The sequence below is a fragment of the Scytonema sp. PCC 10023 genome (genome assembly GCF_963920835.1).
Classification (GTDB): domain Bacteria; phylum Cyanobacteriota; class Cyanobacteriia; order Cyanobacteriales; family Nostocaceae; genus Kalymmatonema.
This window is the reverse complement of the sequence record NZ_CAWUDP010000013.1, coordinates 102,982-122,744: the sequence shown is the minus strand read 5'-3', so window position 1 is coordinate 122,744 and position 19,763 is coordinate 102,982. Positions and strand designations below refer to the sequence as shown.

Here is a 19,763-nt window from a genome sequence, read left to right as displayed (position 1 = left end):
TTCTCAACTCCAGCCTAATGCATTCTTCACTTGATCAGCAAGTTCTAATGGATTAAACGGTTTGGCGATCGCCGCCTTGATCCCCATTTGAGCATAGCGGCGTCGGTCAGAAGCTTGTATTTTTGCTGTTAATAAAATCACTGGAATAGCTTGAGTGGTAGGATTAGCTTGTAGCTTTTGAAAGGTTGTTAAACCATCCATATCTGGCATCATCACATCCAACAGAATCGCATCCGGCTGAAACTTTTCGGCTTTTGTCATGCCTTCTTTGCCAGAACCTGCTGTGAGTACCTCCCAATTTGCCACTGTCTCCAGGCAAATCTTGGTCACTTCTTGAATGTACTCCTCGTTATCAACCACCAAAATTCGCTTTATTGTCATTGCTACCATCCTGTTGGAAATTGTGAGTCATCCGCTGAAGTAAATCCATCACCCGCTGTTCAAATTCTTGAGCCGTTACTTGCCCTTTCTTGAGAAATTCTGTATACCCTAAGTTGAGTCGCTTTCTTTCAGATTCATCCAATTCCTTCGCTGAGTAAACCATCAGAGGAATTTTACAAAGTCGATTATGCTGCTGCAACCATTCCACAACAGTAAACCCATCACATTCAGGTAAAACTAAATCGAGGATGAGTAAATCAGGATTCACCTCTTGACTGAGGCGAATTGCCTCTTTTCCTGTTTTAGCAAGGAAGGTTTCAATGCCATGCTGTTTAAATAGCATCATGAGAACTTCTGCTAAATCGCTGTCGTCCTCAACAAGCAGAACGCGTCGTTTTGAGGTATTTGTCAGCGCTTGTCTGAGGGACTGAAACAGCAAGCTTTCCTCCAGTGGTTTGCTCACCCAATCAACAAAGTCCATATTTTTTTGGCTGGCATAAGTGGGTGAGCAAATACTACAAATGATAATCGGAATGTGTTGAGTATCTGCCCGTTCCTTCAAAACTGCCATAGTTTCCCAACCATTCATAGTGGGCATGAGGAGATCGAGCAAAATCACATCTGGTTGTTGATCAGCAGCAACGGCGATCGCTGCTTCTCCAGAATCCACCGCGATCACACGATAGCCTCGTTTTTCTAATAAATTTTGAAGTTTGCTACGAATTTCATCATCGTCGTCACAAACTAGCACCGAAGGGAGATGCGGAGGTGCGTAGATGGGGGAATGGGGAGATGAAAACTGTACCTGTGGGGGAGTAGGGAAGTAGGGAAGAGTAAAGTAAAAAGTACTGCCTTCTCCAAGCACACTTTCAACCCAAATGCATCCATTATGCTGTTGCACAATGCTCTTGCAAATTGCCAAGCCTAAACCAGTACCCTCATGATTACGGGAATCTGAGGAATCAACCTGTTGAAAGCGTTCAAAAATACTATCGAGCTTATCAGCTGGAATACCACGCCCGCGATCGCGAACGGTGAATAATATGGCAGAGAATGGGGAACATGAGGGACATGCTTGCTCATCCTCCCGACTCGTTGCTTCGGCTGTTAACCAAACTGTAGAACCAACGGGTGAAAATTTGATCGCATTACTCAAAAGATTGGTTAAGGTTTGGACAATACGATCCATATCTGCCCATAGCTCTTGGGATATGCTAGAAACTGATAGGGTAATTCCGGCTTTGTCGGCGAGAGGCTGCACTACATTCACTGCTTCTTCTATCACTTCAGCGACGTTGCAGCTTTGTTTTTCCATCTTCACTTTGCCGGACTCAATGCGCTCAATGTCAAGGATGTCGTTGATCAACCTGACTAAGCGTTCAGTACTGTCCACAGCAATTTGTAGCAGACGTTTCCCCTGATCTGAGTCTGGCTTAAGTAAACCACTTGCCAGCATTCCTAGAGAACCATGAATCGAAGTTAAGGGCGTGCGGAGTTCGTGGCTAACGACAGAAACGAACTCGTCTTTCATCCGTTCCACTTGCCTGCGATCGCTAATATCATGTAAATAAACTGTGTATACAATTTCTTCCCCTAACTTTAACTTAGAGATAGAAGCCTCTGCGGGAAATTCTGTACCGTCTTTGCGACGACCATAAATCTCCCGACGTTCTCCCATCCTGCGAGCAACGTTTGCGGATTTACCAAAATCAGCGACGTGCTGGCGATGTGCCTGGGTGGCTCGCAATGGCAATAGTATGTCTAAAGGTTGTCCAAGGACTTCCGGAGCCGAGTAGCCAAAAATTTTCTCGGCTCCTTGATTAAACATGGTAATGCATTGGTTGCCATCAATGGAAATAATGGCGTCATCTGCAATTGATACAATACCAGAAAACCGAGCTTGAGAGTTTCGCAGTTCTTCCTGTGTCCGCTGGTACTCATTGAGTTCTAAATTCGCTTGGTAGGTTATCCGTTGTCGCAGTTTAATCCTCTCAAGACGATTAATAATCCGCGTCACCAACTCTGGACCAATGATCGGCTTGCTGACAAAGTCATCTGCACCTGCTGCAAACACCTGATTCACTATGTTGGCATCACTGTGAACTGTTAAAAATAGAATTGGCAACTCACTCCAACGTGGGTCATTACGGACTACTTGGCAAATTTCTATACCATTAATTTCATCAATCTCTACATCTAAAATCAGAAAATCTGGCTTCAAAGCTTCTAAAGTTTCCCAGAAGCGTTGCGGGTCTTGGAGGTTTGTCACTTTGATTCCCCAAGGACTCAGTAAACTTTGCAACACTGCACCGATTTTAGGATCATCGTCAACAGCCAAAACGTGAGCCTCTGCATGGGGAGCATCTTGTAATACTTGTGTAACCGCTTCTAGTACCTGTGAAATAGGCATGGGTTTTTGTAAAAAGAAGTGCCTACCACTGCGAGCAACTTGCAATCGATTCCTAAAATCGCTTTGTTCGGTAAAAACAAGCACAGGTACGGGAGGTTTGCGTTGGTTTAATTCTGCCAATAAGCTAAAGCTGTCGTCATGATTCGGGAAAGCGCTGGGGTCAATCAGTACAACACTGGGATGTTCATGATAAAGTTGATGCCTCGCCTGTTCAATATCAGTAGCAATTGCAACTTTTAACCCCCTATTTGCAGATTCTTTTTCGATTTGTTCAGCAAAGGTGCATAGATTCGGGGCATCTTGGTGATAGGCATTGCCGTCAACCACCAACAACAAGGGATGCTCATCACCAGTTGATGACAAAGGTAAAGTTTCGTTGTGGTTTTGCTCAATTTCTTGACGCAATTGCTTTACCAAACTAGAAAATTCTTTCGTTTCACCTAGAGTTAATGCTTTACTAGATTTGAGCATCTGCTCAATTTTTCTTGCTACTTTTGACCCAACAGAAAAGCCAAAAGTACCCAAAGATCCAGCTAGTGTATGAGCTTCTTTTTGCGCTTGCTTGCGGAGTTTTTGAGTCAAAGCTTTTTGGGCTGAAGCACTTGCAGCATTCTCCAGCAGAGTCACCTGTTCATCAACCCGCCCTTTGAATTTGTTCCAAACTCCAGCGACTCCTGAAAGTATTTGCCGTTGAGTCTCATCAACAGAGGAAGAAGTGAGCAGATGAGGAGGCGAAGCTTCTCCCTTATCTCCCTTATCTCCCTCATCCTCCCCATCTCTTCGCTGCTTTGCTGGCGCTTGTTGCTTCAGCCGATAGCCAATACCATAGACTGTTTCAATCAGATCCCCGGACGCTCCTTGTGATTTTAGTTTCTGTCGTAACCCTTTAATATGAGTGCGAACGGCTTCTTCACCAGGAGTGTCCTCATAAGACCAGAGATGTTCCAAAATCATGCCACAGCTAAATACGCGGCGACTGTTTCTTAAAAAAAGTTCTAGCAGCCCATATTCCTTTGGAGTCAATGACAGAAGCTTTCCTGCATAAGTTGCTTCACAGCTTTTAGGATCAAGCTGCAAATCACCCCAAGTGAGCACTGGTTGTGATGCCACACTACCACGACGCAATAGCGCTCGTATACGAGCAACTAATTCCTCTTCATCAAAAGGTTTAACCAGATAATCATCTGCGCCTGCATCTAATCCAGTGGCTTTCTCGTGACTACTATCGCATCCAGTCAATAGCAAGATTGGCATCCCCAAACCTTTAGACCGGATTTTACGGCAAAGGCTGATACCATCTATCTTTGGTAGGATGACATCAAGAAGTATTAAATCGTAGTCAAAGGTGTCAATTAAATCCCATGCTACCTGACCATCGCAGGCAACTTCGACGGCATAGTTTTGGTTGGTGAGGACAGCAGCGAGAGCATGGGCAACAAGCTGATCATCTTCTACAACTAATATCTTCATTGTAAAAACTTAATTTATAAAGATGGAACTTAACAGTTATCAACCTTAAGAATGTTAATACAAGTATAAACAACTATAAAAAAACCGTATCAATGTTCATTTTAGAAGAGCTATCGTAGATGGTTAACCTTAAATCACAAATATCACAGACAAATTTACAAAACTTAAAATAAAAAACCCTCGATTTAATTCGAGGGTGTCATGCAAGGAACAATTGAAAATTTCTTTTTTAGAGAGGAAAACTAAGCAAATTACCAAAAATCCGTGGTTTTTACAACTTTACTTTATACCAAGCAATTTATAAGTACTTTGTTCGTGAATCGCTTGGTATCAGGTAAGTTTTGTTTACGAAAAGACGGCGAGAAAGCCCCGTCTCTTAAGCGAGCGGGGATGATTTCTCGTTCCCCGTCTTAGTCATTAGTCATTGGTCATCAGTCATTAGTACGAAAAGTGACGAAAAATCATGAAAAACGTACGCTCGGACTAAGAACTAATGACTAATGACTCGAAATCCCCGGTTTTTTATGAAACTGAACGTAGTGATAGTTTCATAGCCGGGGGATGAGTTAAACTCCTATCCACCCAGTTCTAGATCCGCGCTCATTCAAACAAAGGACATTGCTCTTTTCTCTTTTCTCAAGCTTGCTAGGAAATTCCCTGACATAAACCTCTGGTAACGAAGTACACTTTTCCTCACTAAATACTGGCATTGCTTGCCAGCAGCTACGGCAAAACCAATAAACTTCCTGATGACGTATATGGCGTAAAAGTGGGCGGGAGCAGCAAGGACAGTTATTCATGGTGTATTAAAATTTTTATACAAAATGTGTTTTTCGCCAAACGGACAGTCAGTTGAGAACTAAACCTTTTCATGCTTTAAGAGTAATTTGCAATTGTGAGGAACTTGTGAGCTATACCAAAAAATTTCTGATTCTCGTAACATATGTACACAATTTATGAGTTATACCTCCGCAGAAATATCAGATTAGAGAAGTTTTCGTTGACCAGTATCCTCACAAAAATCTCAACTTTTCTTCTTATAAACATTAAGTGTGGGACAAGCGAAGCATTTGCTTACTGCATGATCCAAAGAGAGCTTGATGTGTCATAAGGAAGCAAAACAATGGTAGAAGTAGAAACAGCAGTTGATCAAAAAAGCGATCGCCCTTTAGGGCGCTGGCACCTGTGCAATCGCGAAGTCTCCAAAGAAAAAGCTTTGGTATTGCCTTTAAATAAAGTTGGTATGGCAGACATTGCCTTAGTAGGTTCAAAGAATGCTTCTTTGGGAGAAATAATTCAGCAACTGCGGCGCAGAAGCGTAAAAGTGCCTAACGGATTTGCGACGACAGCATATGCATATCGCTACTTTATTGAAGCAGCAGGGTTAGAACCAAAATTACGCCAGATTTTTGCTTCTTTAGATGTCGAGGATGTCCAAAATCTCAGGCAAAGAAGTCAGCTTGCTCGGTCTTTATTGCTGCAAACTCCTTTTCCTGTAGAATTACAGTCGGCGATCGCCTCAGCTTACCAAGCCCTAGAACAGCAGTACGGACCTGATACCGATGTAGCCGTTCGCTGTAGTGCGATTGCTGAAGACTTACCAGATACCAGTTTTGCCGGACAGCAAGAAACTTACTTAAACATTCAAGGGTTACAAGCAGTACTCGAAGCTTGTCACAAGTGCTTTGCCTCAATTTTTACAGACCGTGCCATTTCCTACCGACAAATCAAAGGTTTCGACCACTTCAACATTGCCCTTTCGGTAGGCGTGCAAAAAATGGTACGTTCTGACTTGGCAGCGTCTGGTGTTATGTTCTCCATTGACACCAAGACAGGTTTCAGAGATGCAGTATTACTGACTGCGGCTTATGGTTTGGGTGAAAACGTGGTGCACCAAGCAGTTAACCCGGATGAATACTTAGTATTTAAGCCAACCCTCAGACAAGGGTATCGCCCAGTTTTAGACAAGCGGCTGGGAACTAAAGAAATCAAGATGGTTTATGATGTAGGCGGCTCGAAACAAACAAAGAATATCCCTGTTGCAGCTGGCGAACGTCAGCAATTTACACTCAATAATGACGAAATTTTGCGACTTGCTCATTGGGCGTGCCTTATTGAAGAACACTATTCCCAAGTTCGTGGTGTGTATACACCAATGTATATTGAGTGGGCAAAAGATGGTATCACGAATGAATTTTTTATCGTTGAAGCACGCCCACAAACAGTGCAATCTCAGAAAGCGCCCAATCTTTTACGGAATTATCGCCTCTTAGCAGGAACAGAGGAACAAATCAATTCAAAATCACCGAAGATTGGAGTCTCCTCCACAGACGCTGCGCGAACGGAGGAAACCTCCGCTCCAACTTCTCTCAAAATTGAAAATTCAAAATTAGGAGTTTCTCCCTCATCTTCCTCATCTTCCTCATCTCCCTCATCTTCCTCATCTCCCTCATCCCCCTCACTCCCTCACTCCCTCACTCCCTCATCCTCCTCATCCTCCCAACCCCCACTTGAAAAATTGCCCCGCCCCCGTACTAAAATTATGATGAACGTGGGCAATCCTGAAGAAGCTTTCAGTTTAAGCGCCATCCCAAATGATGGAGTCGGGTTAGCACCGATGGAATTTATCATTACCAACTATATTAAAGCCCACCCACTGGCATTAATTCATTTTGACGAATTAGAAGATGATCTTGCTAAATATAAAATTGCCGAGTTAACTGTCCAATATGAAGACAAAGCGCAATTCTTTGTCGATAAGCTGGCGCAAGGTATTGGTACAATTGCCGCCGCTTTTTACCCTAAACCTGTGATTGTCCGCCTGTCTGACTTCAAGAGCAATGAATACGCCAATTTATTGGGTGGTAGACAGTTTGAACCAATAGAAAAAAACTCGATGATTGGCTTTAGAGGGGCTTCTCGCTACTATGATGAGCGCTACCGCGAAGGTTTTGCTTTGGAATGTCAAGCGATGAAGCGAGTTCGTGACGCGATGGGCTTAACCAACGTGATTTTGATGGTTCCTTTTTGCCGTACCATAGAAGAAGGTCAGCAGGTGCTGGCCCAGATGGCAAACCATGGTCTTGTGCGTGGCGAAAACGGCTTGGAAGTTTACGTGATGTGCGAGTTAACCACTAATGTGCAACTGGCTGATCAGTTAAGCCAAATCTTTGATGGGTTTTCCATTGAGTCGAATGACCGGACACAATTGGCTCTCGCATTAGATCAGAATTCTGAGTTAGTGGCGGATTTATTTGATGAACGCAACAAGGCTGTGCAGCAGATGATTGCTCAGGTGATCGCAACTGTGAAACAGTACGGACGCAAAATTGGTATCTGCGGTCAAGCCCCCAGCGATTATCCTGAATTCGTCCACTTTTTAGTGGAACAGGGAATTGACTTCATCAGTCTTAACCCAGACTCTGTGTTGAAAACTTTGTTGGAAGTCGCCGCTGCTGAGCAATAAAGTTAGGAGTAGGGGGACAATGTTACACCCGTTCAGGAGTTATAAGTTCTTGATTCAAAACTTACAACTCATGACTCAAAACTAATAACTAAGGACTAATAATTATGTTTCAAAAAATTCTCGTTGCATTAGACAATTCTGAGATTGGTGAACACGTTTTCAATGAAGCTATATCTTTGGCAAAAGCAGTTGATGCAAATGTCATGTTGCTGCACGTTCTCTCTCCTTTTGATGGGGGATACTTAAACCCTGTTTTGCTGCAACCGAATGGTGTTTACCCAACTTTGCATACAGAAGCTGTCAATAAATATATGCAGCAATGGGAACAACTCAAGCAAGAGAAACTAGATATGCTGCTCTCTTTTGCCGAGAAAGCAAAGCAAGCAGGTATCATCACTGAATTTTCTGAAAATCTTGGCGATCCAGGTCGAGCAATTTGTGAAGTAGCTCGTAGTTGGCAGGCTGACTTGATTATAGTGGGTCGTCGTGGTCGCAAAGGGTTAAGTGAGTTTTTCCTAGGTAGTGTCAGTAATTACGTACTGCATAATGCTTCTTGCTCAGTTTTGACGGTACAAGGACCAATCCAAGATCATACGGAAGTTCCTCAAGCTACCAACGCAGCATCAGCTTAGTTCTAGTTGCAGTTTGAGAAACAGGGGAAGGCTTGCCTTCCCCTTATTTGCAAGGAGGGTAAAGAGCGATCGCCGGAGGCACTGCGCTCCGGGTAATCGCCCTTTGGGCGCAGCACGCGAACGCTCTTTGCGTGCCCAAAGGGCATTGGCACGGAGTGCCCGCATAATTGCGATCGCTCCTCTTGATGAGATTTGGTGCAACAAAGCAATTTGACTAAACTGAGATCTTGCAAGAGTTGCAACAGTAAGGAGGCTCAGCCTCCAAAGCCTCGTTACCAGGTTGAACCTGGTAACGAGATATTAGAGCCTCTGGCTCTTGTTGGGTGCAAGATCTGAGTAAAGGTGAATCAGCTTTGCGGAATTGCTCCTTTTATGAAAAACGTTTCATTGATGAGTGCAAATGCATCGATGCATCAGAAACGCCGTGTTCTCAAGACTCATAAGCACCGATATCAACGCCAGCACCTTGAGGTCGTTCTACACCGTCCTTATCGCGCTGTGCATACTGACCAATTTCTGAGGAACCAGTATCAATTGCTGCCGAACCAGATGTGAGATGGTAGTCATTGCCACCTGAGTTGACAAATCCAACGGACGCAACCTTAGTGTTGTTGTTAGCGTTCAGGTTGTCAATTCCAGTCCCACCTTCGTAGAGGTTTTCATACTTGTCCGTGAACAAGTTATTATCCAAAGTCACGTTGCCGGCATCTTCGATCAACCCATTCCGGTAGGTACTATCGGCAAAGATATTGTTGCGAAGCACAACGTCAGTCGGTTTATAACCGCCACCGAAATAACCACTACCATCGATGTCAAAGGCTTGGACATTATTCGCAACGGTATTGTTGAGAATCTCAACGTTACGAACATTACTGGTTACGGCAATTCCTCGACCAGGGTTGACTCCTTCTTGTCCATTTCCATAAACAAGGTTGTTGTAGACTCGGACATCAGATAGATCTCCTTTATCAGTCACTTCATCTGCAACGACAATTCCATCAGCAACGTTCCCAGTGACAACATTGTTGTAGACATCAATGTTAAATGAATTAGAACGGTTAGCCTCTATGTAGAGAGCAGGACCGCCTTGATAGCCCTGATATGTACCAGAGATCGAGGCTTGACCAGTTATATAGTTGTCATGGACGGAGCCATTACGAGAACCAGTTTTGATGTCGATGCCTTCACGTGTGCCATCTTTAACGGTATTATTAGCTACCTCAAAACCATCGACACCCCAAATGCTTAGCGACTCTTGCGTTCCAAGTGGATCAGAGATAGAATTGTCGCCGGTACCACCTTTCCATCTGGAATTGGCTTGTTCGACAGTGTTGTTGAGCACCTTGATATTTTTACTAGTGACCTCGGCTTCTCCACCTTCAAAATAGCTGTCAGGCATCGCAATGATACCTGAGGAACCAGTATTGTAGGTATGGTTGTTTTGAACAGTTATATCGTTGGAATCACGCAGAGAGATTCCAGCCCAAGACGTGTCCTCAATGCGGAAGCCATCAATGACCCAATGACCCTTGCCAACAGACTGGATAACCCCTTCCCGGAAACCTCCTTCGATAGGGTCAGGGTCGCGTACTGTGACATCACCATTGGCTTTGAGTGTGATATTACCTGACTCACTACCAGATTTGCCAAGGGTGACTAGCTCTGTGTAAGTACCTGGTTGAACTAGAATAGTGTCACCTGCTTTGATAGCGGAGTCCTCACTGACGGCATAGTTAATGCTTTTCCAAGGTTTATCACTTGTACCTGGATTGTCATCACTACCATCTGGTGAAACATAGTAAACAGTACCAGAGTTATTGTCTGTTGCAGTTGGTGCAGCTCTGAGTGCTGGTGAACCGCTACCAAGATTGCTGGAGTCCTGAGTGAACTGGTCTACATCAGAGTCACCAACGAGGGTGTCTTTGCCTTGGTCTCCAATCAAAAGGTCTGCGTTGCTGCCACTATTAAGGTTGTCGTTGCCATTGTTGATCAAGCTTTGATCATTACTAGAGAAACCAAACAGGGTGCCGCTTTGAGTGTTACCATCTATCCCGATGTCTTTTCCGCTAGAACTGTTGTTGGTCCAACTACCGATGATATCTTGTAGACCTTTGCAATCCACAATAGTACCTTCTCTATTCGCAGTTAGAGTGGAATTTTGAGGGTTGCTGCGATTAGTGATGACATCGGGAATTTGAGTCAAGGCATTGGGTTGAAGTGCCTGAGATTGAGAGTCTGTAAAGCTCATTATTTTGCCTCCATCAAGTTCTTCGTTAACGTCGTAACCGGAGATGACCCGAACAAAGGCAGGATCCTGAATCTTAGAGCAATTGAATTTAGCCCTAAAAGCTTGTAGGATTCCGTGATTATTGGAGCAGAGCACATGAAACTTTAAGCTTTAACATCAGAAGCATTTCTTCTGGTGCTAAAGTTTTTTAAAGTCAGGTGACTGTGCGGCAAGAATTAGGTAAATGCTTAATGAGTTCTGGGCTGAGTCGTTGCTTGTGAATTTATAGAGATAACCATGCTCAAGCACCCCAAAACTTTGAAGGAATTTTTCCTCTTTGAGATACTATATCACGACTTACGGAATTTTTCCTCTTTGAAATAGTATATCACAGCTAAATAACAGCTTACGGAATTTTTCCTCCTTGAATACTATATCACGACTTACGCAAAGGTCAGACCCACTGAAAAATTTTTCATTTTTCAGTGGGTGAATCAGGCTATCCGACCGCAGACCATTGATGAATGCACAGTCAGTTCGCACTTATGGGGCAGTAGAGAATTCGCTGCTGCGCGATCGTCTTGATGTCGCCTTTGATTTATATAGGACTCCTGTGCAGATTTTTGAACGACACGCTTGCGGAGGGCAGTGCGAACGCAAAACCCGGATGTAGTCGGCAAAATACGGTAAGCACTGCCCACCCTACAATACTTAAGATTTTTCATAAATCCTGCGCGGATTGCTATATGAGTGTCGAATGAGAAAAGATAACGCGCCGCACAATGCAAGCACTCTGGTACTTGATCCTGAATCTTTCTGTAGACTCGCAGTATTATAATCACAAAATTTCAGTTAAAATGGCAAGCCAGGGAATGACTCTGTAGATTTTGCTTGCCTCCTATCAGTATGGACATTTTAATCGTTGAAGATGAACCTGAAATTGCCCAGTTAATCGAAATTTCTTTACAAAAAGAAGGTTTTTCCTGTCGCAGTAGCAGCGACGGTTTGAATGCCTTGCGAATGTTTCAGGAGCAATCAGCAGATTTAATCATTCTAGATTTAATGATTCCTGGCTTAGATGGTTTGGAAGTCTGTGCAAGAATTCGGCAGAAACCAGGTGTTAAAGATCCATATATATTGATGCTTACGGCTAAGGGTGAAGAAATTGATCGCGTTATTGGCTTGTCTACAGGTGCAGACGATTACATGGTCAAACCCTTTAGCCCCAGAGAGTTGATTGCTAGGGTGCGGGCGCTATTGCGACGTAGTCTCCGCCACGGGGGACAAAATCAAGTATTTCGTACCAAACACTTTATCGTGGATATAGAGCAGCGGACGATAAGTCGCCAAATGAATTTTCAGCAACCAGAAATGCTAGATTTAACTACCCTGGAATTCAACTTGTTAAGCACCTTTATTAGTAATCCTGGTCGAGTTTGGAACCGCGCTCAACTGATCGACAAACTTTGGGGCGATAACTTTTTTGGTGATGAGCGCGTGGTGGATACTCATATAGCCAGGTTGCGAAAAAAAATTGAGCCAGATCCTACTAATCCCACTTTTGTAAAAACTGTTGTTGGGGTAGGCTATAAGTTTGAAGACTCTCCTGGTGTGTGATGAGGAAGATGGACTGGCTTTGGGCAAAGTCATTACCTTTGGCTTCACGCCTATTTTTCTCCCACTTGGTGGTGATGATTGTGGGGGTACTTAGTCTCGTAATTATCAGCAAAGTCTCTTCCCCCCGCTTTTTTGTTCTGCATTTGGAACGATTGGAACAACGAGGGTACAACTTATTCGATGTTCGTGCTGAGTTAGTTGACGGATTTGAAATTGCCTGGAGACGAAGCACTGTATGGTCAGTGTTGGTAGGTGCAACGGCTGCTGGAGGATTGAGTTATTGGGTGTCCAAACTGCTTATGCAGCGGTTGATAGAGATGGAACAAATTACGCAAAAGTTTGCTGCTGGTAAATTTGATGCAAGACTGCCTTTATCAGATATTCCAGAACTGAATCGGTTAGGTGTTAGTTTCAACCGCATGGCTACAAGTATAGAGGGGGTGGAAGCGCGACGTCGGGAACTGATTGGAGATATGACCCATGAGCTGCGGACACCACTAACAGTCGTACGCGGTTACTTGGAAGAACTCGCTGATGGAACTATTGAACCTTCTCCAGAAATTTATTTGCGGCTGACAAAAGAAACTAAGCGTTTAGAGCGGTTGGTCAACGATTTGCAAGAACTGTCTAAGGCAGAAGCTGGTTATTTACCAATCAATATACAGTCAGTAAATCTGCGTCCTTTATTAGAGTCTTTAGTAGAGAAATTTGCCGACCAACTGCTAGATGATGGACCAGTTTTGCGTTTAGAGTGTCCATCTAAACTACCTTTGGTATTGGCAGATCTTGACCGTACAGAACAGGTGCTGGTCAATCTACTTGGTAATGCAGTGCGTCATACCACTAAAGGCTCAATTACTGTCCGTACTTGGACTGAAGCTTCTCATCTATCGATTGCAGTCATTGATACAGGTGTGGGTATTGCTAAGGAAGATTTACCTTATATTTTTGAGCGCTTCTGGCGAGCTGACAAATCTCGCGATCGCCATTCCGGAGGAACAGGCATTGGTTTAACTATCTCGCGCCGTTTAGTGGAACTGCAAGGCGGTCAGATTCAAGTGGAAAGCGAGCTAGGATTGGGCAGCACTTTCCGTTTTTTCCTGCCTTTAGCTTAAGTTTAGCTGTGAAAATTCACCTGCACTAAATATACAAGATATACAAGCTATTGACACAAGGGGGTCACACCTGTGCCATATCCACTTGGTAGTTTAAAAGTAGCTAAAATTAAGGTTTTCTGAAGGATATTGGATTTTCATTTAAGAATTTTAATTTTTATCACAAGCTTTAGTGAATAGCACTGAGATTTGGTTACATAATTATGTTTAGTTTTTTCTTTGCTGCCTTTTTGGTGAGTTTACTAACTTTATTTGGTGGAGCTGCAATTGCCTACCTGTTCCCACAGAATCATTCCCAAGATTAAGGAACACTCCATAATCAATTCAAAATTCAAAAATGGAAAACCCAAAACTAGCAAGCGCTTACCTATTGAGTGTTTAGCAATTAAAAGCATAACTGCCGATTTATCTATAAGTTTAGCTTCAGCACAATTGATCCATAGTCCAAGTCCTTGTGACTTTCAAGAAACAAGGCAGCTATGCTGAGGGCAGCTATGTTGAAGGGAAGAGGATTTGACTTGTTTCTTCCATTCGTAGCGGGTGGCTTGTGCCGCCAGTGCACCTGCTCCTAAGAAACACCTACCGAATGTGTTTCTTGAGAGGTAACATAGATACCAGTTTTCCTACGTTATTCACATAGCGCGGGGTTTCTTTTTTCTTGGTAAATGTAGCATGACTATCAAAGAGTCTTTGACTTTTGAATAATGAAATTTTGATATAAAAATAAATACAGATCCGCTAATTATGGTAAATAAAGCTAAAAAATATATATTTTAGTTTGTTCTGTACGTATGTAATTGCCTTTATACTTATAACAATTGGTTTAGTTGAACTATAGTATAGGCTTGGTTCAATTTAACTTATGATAAGTAAATTTTATTTTTCAAATGTTGAAACTTCAGGGTATACAAAGGGTAGGATAGTTATGATTAGTCAGTAAAATTCCTAGTTGGTTAATTGTACAAAGATAGAATAATTATGATGAGCCAGTAAAATTCCTGTTTCCTTCAATAATCCATGAATTAGGTGTATGCACTGATTTGGAGATTTTTAGGGTTAGATTAACATTTAGTTAACTAATAAATAAATGGTTTGTACTAGCTTCAAGATATAGCAGTTGCTTTGCAAACCTCTAGCTCATACTGATAAATTTCTGAATCTTAGATAACTCAAGGAGTCGCTACAGTGAACAAGATGCTATTGGCTTTGGTTATTAGTTACCTACTGATCACCAGCTATTTTTTTATTAACTGGTTAAGATTTAGCCTTCGTCACCCTAATTCTTCTCCAGAAGAGAAATTTTTGTCTTTTGTCATGCTTATCATGACTACTGTGTTATGGCCCATCGTTGTTCCTCTGTCTTTTCTAGAAATCTTGAGGACACGAAAAGTTGAGTTTAGTGCTGTGATTCCTGTTCTTGTTGTGATTTGTGCGTTCAGTCTTGCATTTTACATAGGTTAACTACTTTAGCGCGTACTTCTTGCTATTACTACTGGGTGTGCCTTACGCGCCATACATAATAGTTGTATGATCAAATCGGCTGCCGCATCTCCCACTACAGCTCAATCTACACAAGCAAAATTCTTGCGTTTTACTTCTTAGTATGTGTCGAAATTTGGGTTAACTGACTATATTGTGTGTTAAATATTCTTCTTTACCGACGCGGGGTTGCTAGCATTTTCCTTAAGAAGGTTTGTAATATCAAGTCCGGATGAATACTTGTCATTACGCTAAGAACCCCTTTCCCCCTACCCCCTAATCCCCAGTATGTCCTAAGCCCTGCGGGCATACGATAATAACTGGACTTTAGACTCAAGCAGAGCGATCGCTCTTACGTGGGAGTGCAAAAAAATAAAGGGATGTCTGTAAGAACAAGCACCCCAGTAACGGAAGATGAAAAAAGCACAACCAATTTTCATCTACCGTTATGGATGTTTTTGCACAACGCGCGGGAATTCCGTCAAGCAGCATACGAATGTTTATCTCGGGCAAAGGATGCAACATTTGAACTGATGGATGCAATATTGCTGACACGCAACGCGTACAGCCTGGGGGATTTATCAATTTGTCCAGTGTTCCGTCGTCAATGGCCAAATATTTATGAGGCAATACAGGATACCAGACCGCAGCGCCATAAGCTGAAGGCTGGAAATGCAACGGGAATGATATTATAGCGTTCAAGGGAGCTTGACCAAATCAGCGATCGCAGTGCTGAGTGAACTGATTGTCCGAAGCAACTGTTCTGGCTCAACAGGTTTAGTACTGACTCCCAACCCTTGAGGCAGCAACCCTTGGAGGTACATATTTGATAGATATCTTCCTCTTGTTGATTACACTCTCACTCTAGCGGAAGATGTCAGGCAATGTCTAAAATGTTAGGATATTTTAGGTTCTATCTTTCACTCCCGGAAATTATTAGTTCTGAGATTGCATTGACTAATGCTTCTGGCTCAACAGGCTTGGGAATATGTTTCTGGAAGCCAACGTTGAGAGCTTGTCGTTGATCGTATTCTCCGGCATAAGCTGTCAGAGCTATAGCCTTCGGCATAGCTTCGCTTACCGCACGAATAAGTCCACCCTGCTGTGGCGAGCGCCTACGAATTTGCTGCATCAGCATATAGCCATCCATATCTCGCATTCCAATGTCACTGATCAAAATGTCAGGTGGTTGGCGATCAAACAGCATCAGCGCCTCAGCAGCAGAAGCAGCAACCGTAACTTGCGCTCCCTGTTGTTCCAGAATGAACTGTGCCAATTCCCGCATATCCTCATCGTCATCCACCACTAGAATCCGCAGTTGACTTAAGTCAACCGATTGAGCGGCAGTTGAAATTTCTTGCTCTGAGGCTGCTGCCAAAGCCATCAAGGGCAACCTAACGGTGAATGTGGCTCCTTGTCCTTCCCCTGGGCTCTGTGCATGAACTGTTCCTCGATGCAATTCGGTCAAATGACGAACGATCGCTAAACCTAAGCCCAGTCCACCAAACTTACGGGTGGTTTTGCCATCTTCTTGCCGGAAGTAGTCAAAAACATAAGGTAAAAAGTCCGGGCTGATACCTTTCCGTTACATAAAGCCTACCCAAAGCTTCCCATAACTGGACAATTCTTGCCAAAGATAACTTGTACCAATTAGATTTCTTTGGGGTTGGTTTATTTCCTGCTTCACTCTGGTTCGTTCGGACGACACCAGTCCACAGGCTAACACTGTCTAACTGACAGCTTTGCTCAAATTGATTGCTGCATTCAAATCGCGGTCAATTATGAAGCCACAATGACCACATTCAAACACTCGCTCATCAAGTCCGAGTGTTTCTTTTTTTGTTCCACAGTTAGAACAAGTCTTGGAACTGGGAAACCATCTATCAACGACTACCAGCTTGGAACCATACAACTCGCACTTGTAAGTCAACTGGCGACGGAACTCAAAGAAAGACATATCAGCAATCGCTTTAGCTAGTTTGTGATTTGCCATCATTCCGGATACATTCAAGTCCTCAATGACTACTGTGCCGTGGTTCTTGGCTAGCAGTGTAGTTAACTTGTGAAGCGTATCCTTACGGATGTTGGCAATCTTTGTGTGCAGTCTAGCAACTTGCATTTGCGCTTTCTTCGAGTTAGCAGAACCTTTTACTTTGCGTCGATGCAACCACTGCATTCTGGACAATTTTGCTTCATACTTTTTGTAGGACTTTGCGCCTATGACCACTTCACCAGTGCTTAAGGTGCAAAGTGCTTTGACTCCTAAATCAACACCTACAACGTCTGCATTGGCTAAGTCCTGTTGGTCTACTTCAAACCGAAAACTGATAAACCATCTATCAGCTTGTCGGCTAATAGTTGCAGATTTAGTTAACACTTGCGGTAGTCGTTCATAAGTTCTAAGGACACCTATTACAGGTACTTGAATCTTGTTGTTCCCAAGAATTTTTACTGTACCTTCCAAAGTAAAAGAATCATGACGACCTTTTTTCCGGAAACGGGGAACACCAGCCTTTTTGTTAAAACAACGTTTCCAAGCTTCGCGCAAAGCCATTAACGCTTGTTGTGGTGTAGATTTGCTGCACTCGTAATACCACTCATTTTCAGATTTCACCAGTGCCACCAACCACTTGTGCAAGTCAATAGCAGTAGGAAACTTAATCTTAGAACCGGGATTGGCTTTGTTGTGGTCTAATATTTGTTTTGTCAAAGCCAATCCCCAATTCCAAGCATGACGTGCTACGCCACAATGCCTTAACAATTCTGTGCGCTGCTTGTTATTCAGTTTCAATTCTGTTTTGAATCCAAGCAGCATGGCAACTCCTTAATCCATTCTCTAAATGCTTGAGACATATTCCAACCTTGTTTATCCGCATAAGCTTGAAGCTTGTCTAGTTCTTGTTGGGTGAGCAGAACTTTAAACCACCTATCTCTTTTAGGCATTTCTTTATCTCATACATGGTCTAAATATAACCATTATTAGACCATCTAATAAGTAGTGAAAACCGAATACAAAAGGTAAACCTACCCAAGATTGAGTAGAAATGAGTAGGTTTGTCGAGAAATTAACTTACAGCTTCACTCCCTGTGTCCCTGACCTGAATTTGGGCATAAGTGCCGATTTGGTCTAAACGAATTTCCACCTTTGCGCCATCCGGTGTGAACTTAATGGCATTGGAAAGCAAATTCCACACGATTTGTTGGAGCCGCGCAGAATCTCCACAAACCTGCCCGTTATCAAGCGTCACAACAGTTTGGATTTGAATGTGTTTTGCCTCTGCTGCCAAGCGCACCGTCTCTAGAGCAGATTCAACAATTGTAACCAAATTGATGGAGCAAATGTTTAATGCCATCTTGCCGCGTAAAATCCGGGAGACATCGAGCAGATCGTCAATGAGTTGGGTTTGCAGCTTGGCATTGCGTTCGATTGTCTCTAGAGCGCGTTGGCTTGCCTGTGCATCTAACTTGCCTGTTTGAAGTAGTTTTGACCAGCCTAAAATCGGATTGAGCGGGTGAGAAAGACATCACCCCCAACCCAAGCAGCCGTCAGCGCCAAAGCAGTGACACATCCCAGCCCGAGCAGATTTTGTACCAGAAGTCGATTGGCTTCGGCAAAAGCAACTGTCCTGGGGACTCCAATTCTAACATGGATATCCTGATCAACAGCGCCACTTCCTAAGGTTGTAAAGGCGTAAAGCCGCTTGACTCCATCCAAACTCATCGCTTCGGCGGTGCCTTCTTTTTGGGACAGCACTACTTTGGTCATGGGAGCATTCGGCATGGATTTTCCCACCCAGTTTTGCGAATCTGGGTATCGCACGAGAATGGTTCCCTTACGATCAGTGACTGTAACCACTGATCCGTCTGGCAACTTCATCTCGGCTGCCAGTTGATCCAGCCAGGCGATATCCAATGCTGCCACCACAACTGCCTGCACCTGCCCAGCTTTATCTAAAATGGGATAGCCAAAATTGAGCGTTGCTTTGCCCGTCACCCGACCGATTTGATATTCCCCGATGGCAAAGTCACGAGTCTCCTTAGCCAGGCGAAAGTAAGCGCGATCAGTTGCGTTTACAGGCTTTGTCGCTACAGGAGCACTGCAAATTGAGTTGCCTGCCGCATCAACCACACCGAAGCCTGCGTAGACACGGTATTGCTTCAGCAGGTTTGCCAGCAGCTGATTACACTCCGACCCTTTCCCCGAGCGGTTCTCAGGCATTTGAGCAAGCGCAATGAGCAGTTGACGTGCCCCTTCACTGGTTTGGCGCTGATTGGCAGCCGCCACTTTCACAAGGCGCAACAGATTCTCCTGCGCGTCTATTGCTGCACTCCGTCGTTGAGCCGCAGCCGTATAAAGAATCAGCCCCAATGCCGGAATCACTGCCAGGAGGACGAGCAACACCAAGCGAGCCCGAAGGCTGGATAAGCGTGGGTGATGGAACCAGGAGTGCATTATCGTTTCGCTTGACCTCCAATTTGTTGAATTAAGTCTGCGATGACTCTCACTAACACCTCTGGTTCTACTGGCTTGGGTACATGCCGTTGAAAACCTGCTAAAATTGCCTGCTCTTGGTCAATTTCTCCAGCATATGCAGTCAGGGCGATCGCACTCCTACTCCCCCCTGAACGGTTACTATAGAACTGAATTCGTTTGAGTCCCCAGTAAACAAACATCGGAAATTGAGATGCTAGACAAATACTGAGGGCTGTCCGCAAACTCTGAAACCAGGTGTTGAGCGCAGCAATTGGATCTGACCAGTCAAACGAGCGGAGGAGATCGCTCATTTCATCGCTTATCAGCCAATCTGTTGTTGGGTTTGCACGGACATCTTCAGAAACCGTTGTCTTCACATCAGGGGGCACAATTTCAGTTCCCCCCAGAGGAAAAATACTTAGTTAGTAAGTCTTCGCCGCGTTCGCCCAAGGAGTGCAGTAGAGCTTCAATTTGTTTCAATGCCACTGGCAA

The 19,763-nt window shown here is 43.8% G+C and carries 16 protein-coding genes and 2 pseudogenes; 7 read left to right on the top strand and 11 right to left on the bottom strand.

Going from position 1 to position 19,763, the window contains the following annotated elements; genetic code table 11:
• Positions 1–3: 3 nt before the first annotated feature.
• Positions 4–381, bottom strand: a complete 378-nt coding sequence (locus ACM0OZ_RS10690) for a response regulator (protein WP_414582795.1) — start codon at positions 379–381, stop codon at positions 4–6.
• A complete protein-coding gene (locus tag ACM0OZ_RS10685; protein WP_414582793.1) occupies positions 353–4,261 on the bottom strand; it encodes a response regulator in 3,909 nt (1,302 codons plus the stop codon). The genes ACM0OZ_RS10690 and ACM0OZ_RS10685 overlap by 29 nt, the downstream gene beginning before the upstream one ends.
• 1,123 nt (positions 4,262–5,384) lie before the next feature.
• Between ACM0OZ_RS10685 and ACM0OZ_RS10680 the strand changes: the two genes are divergently transcribed.
• Positions 5,385–7,727, top strand: a complete 2,343-nt coding sequence (locus ACM0OZ_RS10680; protein ID WP_414582791.1) for a phosphoenolpyruvate synthase — start codon at positions 5,385–5,387, stop codon at positions 7,725–7,727.
• Between the two features lie 104 nt (positions 7,728–7,831).
• Positions 7,832–8,359 (top strand): universal stress protein, encoded by a 528-nt coding sequence (locus tag ACM0OZ_RS10675; protein WP_414582789.1) that lies wholly within the window; start codon positions 7,832–7,834, stop codon positions 8,357–8,359.
• Here ACM0OZ_RS10675 and ACM0OZ_RS10670 read toward each other — a convergent pair.
• Both ACM0OZ_RS10670 and ACM0OZ_RS10665 read right to left on the bottom strand, forming a co-directional pair.
• Positions 8,351–8,563, bottom strand: a complete 213-nt coding sequence (locus ACM0OZ_RS10670) for a hypothetical protein (protein ID WP_414582787.1) — start codon at positions 8,561–8,563, stop codon at positions 8,351–8,353. The two genes, ACM0OZ_RS10675 and ACM0OZ_RS10670, sit on opposite strands and share 9 nt — an antisense overlap.
• A gap of 226 nt (positions 8,564–8,789) precedes the next feature.
• Complete coding sequence (locus tag ACM0OZ_RS10665) at positions 8,790–10,607, bottom strand: right-handed parallel beta-helix repeat-containing protein (RefSeq protein ID WP_414582785.1); 1,818 nt, start codon at positions 10,605–10,607, stop codon at positions 8,790–8,792.
• A gap of 499 nt (positions 10,608–11,106) precedes the next feature.
• On the opposite strand from ACM0OZ_RS10665, the gene ACM0OZ_RS10660 reads away from it, so the two are divergent.
• The 5 genes from ACM0OZ_RS10660 (at position 11,107) to ACM0OZ_RS10640 (ending at position 15,492) form a co-directional block, all read left to right on the top strand.
• A complete protein-coding gene (locus ACM0OZ_RS10660) occupies positions 11,107–11,259 on the top strand; it encodes a hypothetical protein (protein ID WP_414582783.1) in 153 nt (50 codons plus the stop codon).
• Between the two features lie 233 nt (positions 11,260–11,492).
• Positions 11,493–12,203, top strand: coding sequence for a response regulator (locus ACM0OZ_RS10655; protein WP_414582782.1), 711 nt, complete (start codon positions 11,493–11,495; stop codon positions 12,201–12,203).
• Complete coding sequence (locus ACM0OZ_RS10650; RefSeq protein ID WP_414582780.1) at positions 12,203–13,318, top strand: sensor histidine kinase; 1,116 nt, start codon at positions 12,203–12,205, stop codon at positions 13,316–13,318. The genes ACM0OZ_RS10655 and ACM0OZ_RS10650 overlap by 1 nt, the downstream gene beginning before the upstream one ends.
• Positions 13,319–14,512: 1,194 nt before the next feature.
• Positions 14,513–14,779: a hypothetical protein gene (locus tag ACM0OZ_RS10645; RefSeq protein ID WP_414582833.1), complete on the top strand. Its 267-nt coding sequence runs from the start codon at positions 14,513–14,515 to the stop codon at positions 14,777–14,779.
• Between the two features lie 398 nt (positions 14,780–15,177).
• Complete coding sequence (locus ACM0OZ_RS10640; RefSeq protein ID WP_414582778.1) at positions 15,178–15,492, top strand: hypothetical protein; 315 nt, start codon at positions 15,178–15,180, stop codon at positions 15,490–15,492.
• 3 nt (positions 15,493–15,495) lie between these two features.
• Here ACM0OZ_RS10640 and ACM0OZ_RS10635 read toward each other — a convergent pair whose 3' ends face one another.
• The 7 genes and pseudogenes from ACM0OZ_RS10635 to ACM0OZ_RS10605 all read right to left on the bottom strand — a co-directional run bounded on the left by ACM0OZ_RS10635 (position 15,496) and on the right by ACM0OZ_RS10605 (position 19,660).
• A complete protein-coding gene (locus tag ACM0OZ_RS10635) occupies positions 15,496–15,621 on the bottom strand; it encodes a hypothetical protein (RefSeq protein WP_414582776.1) in 126 nt (41 codons plus the stop codon).
• Between the two features lie 89 nt (positions 15,622–15,710).
• Positions 15,711–16,379 (bottom strand): annotated as a pseudogene (locus ACM0OZ_RS10630) (response regulator); the annotation flags it as partial.
• Positions 16,380–16,526: 147 nt separating this feature from the next.
• On the bottom strand, positions 16,527–17,612 hold the full coding sequence (locus ACM0OZ_RS10625; RefSeq protein ID WP_414582774.1) for an RNA-guided endonuclease InsQ/TnpB family protein: 1,086 nt from the start codon (positions 17,610–17,612) through the stop codon (positions 16,527–16,529).
• Positions 17,585–17,740, bottom strand: coding sequence for a hypothetical protein (locus ACM0OZ_RS10620; RefSeq protein WP_414582772.1), 156 nt, complete (start codon positions 17,738–17,740; stop codon positions 17,585–17,587). Before ACM0OZ_RS10620 ends, ACM0OZ_RS10625 begins: the two co-directional genes overlap by 28 nt.
• Before the next feature lie 140 nt (positions 17,741–17,880).
• A pseudogene (locus ACM0OZ_RS10615) lies at positions 17,881–18,318 on the bottom strand (sensor histidine kinase); the annotation flags it as partial.
• Complete coding sequence (locus ACM0OZ_RS10610) at positions 18,291–19,250, bottom strand: cache domain-containing protein (protein WP_414582770.1); 960 nt, start codon at positions 19,248–19,250, stop codon at positions 18,291–18,293. The pseudogene ACM0OZ_RS10615 and the gene ACM0OZ_RS10610, both read right to left, overlap by 28 nt.
• Positions 19,250–19,660: a hypothetical protein gene (locus ACM0OZ_RS10605; RefSeq protein ID WP_414582768.1), complete on the bottom strand. Its 411-nt coding sequence runs from the start codon at positions 19,658–19,660 to the stop codon at positions 19,250–19,252. Before ACM0OZ_RS10605 ends, ACM0OZ_RS10610 begins: the two co-directional genes overlap by 1 nt.
• Positions 19,661–19,763 lie beyond the last annotated feature (103 nt).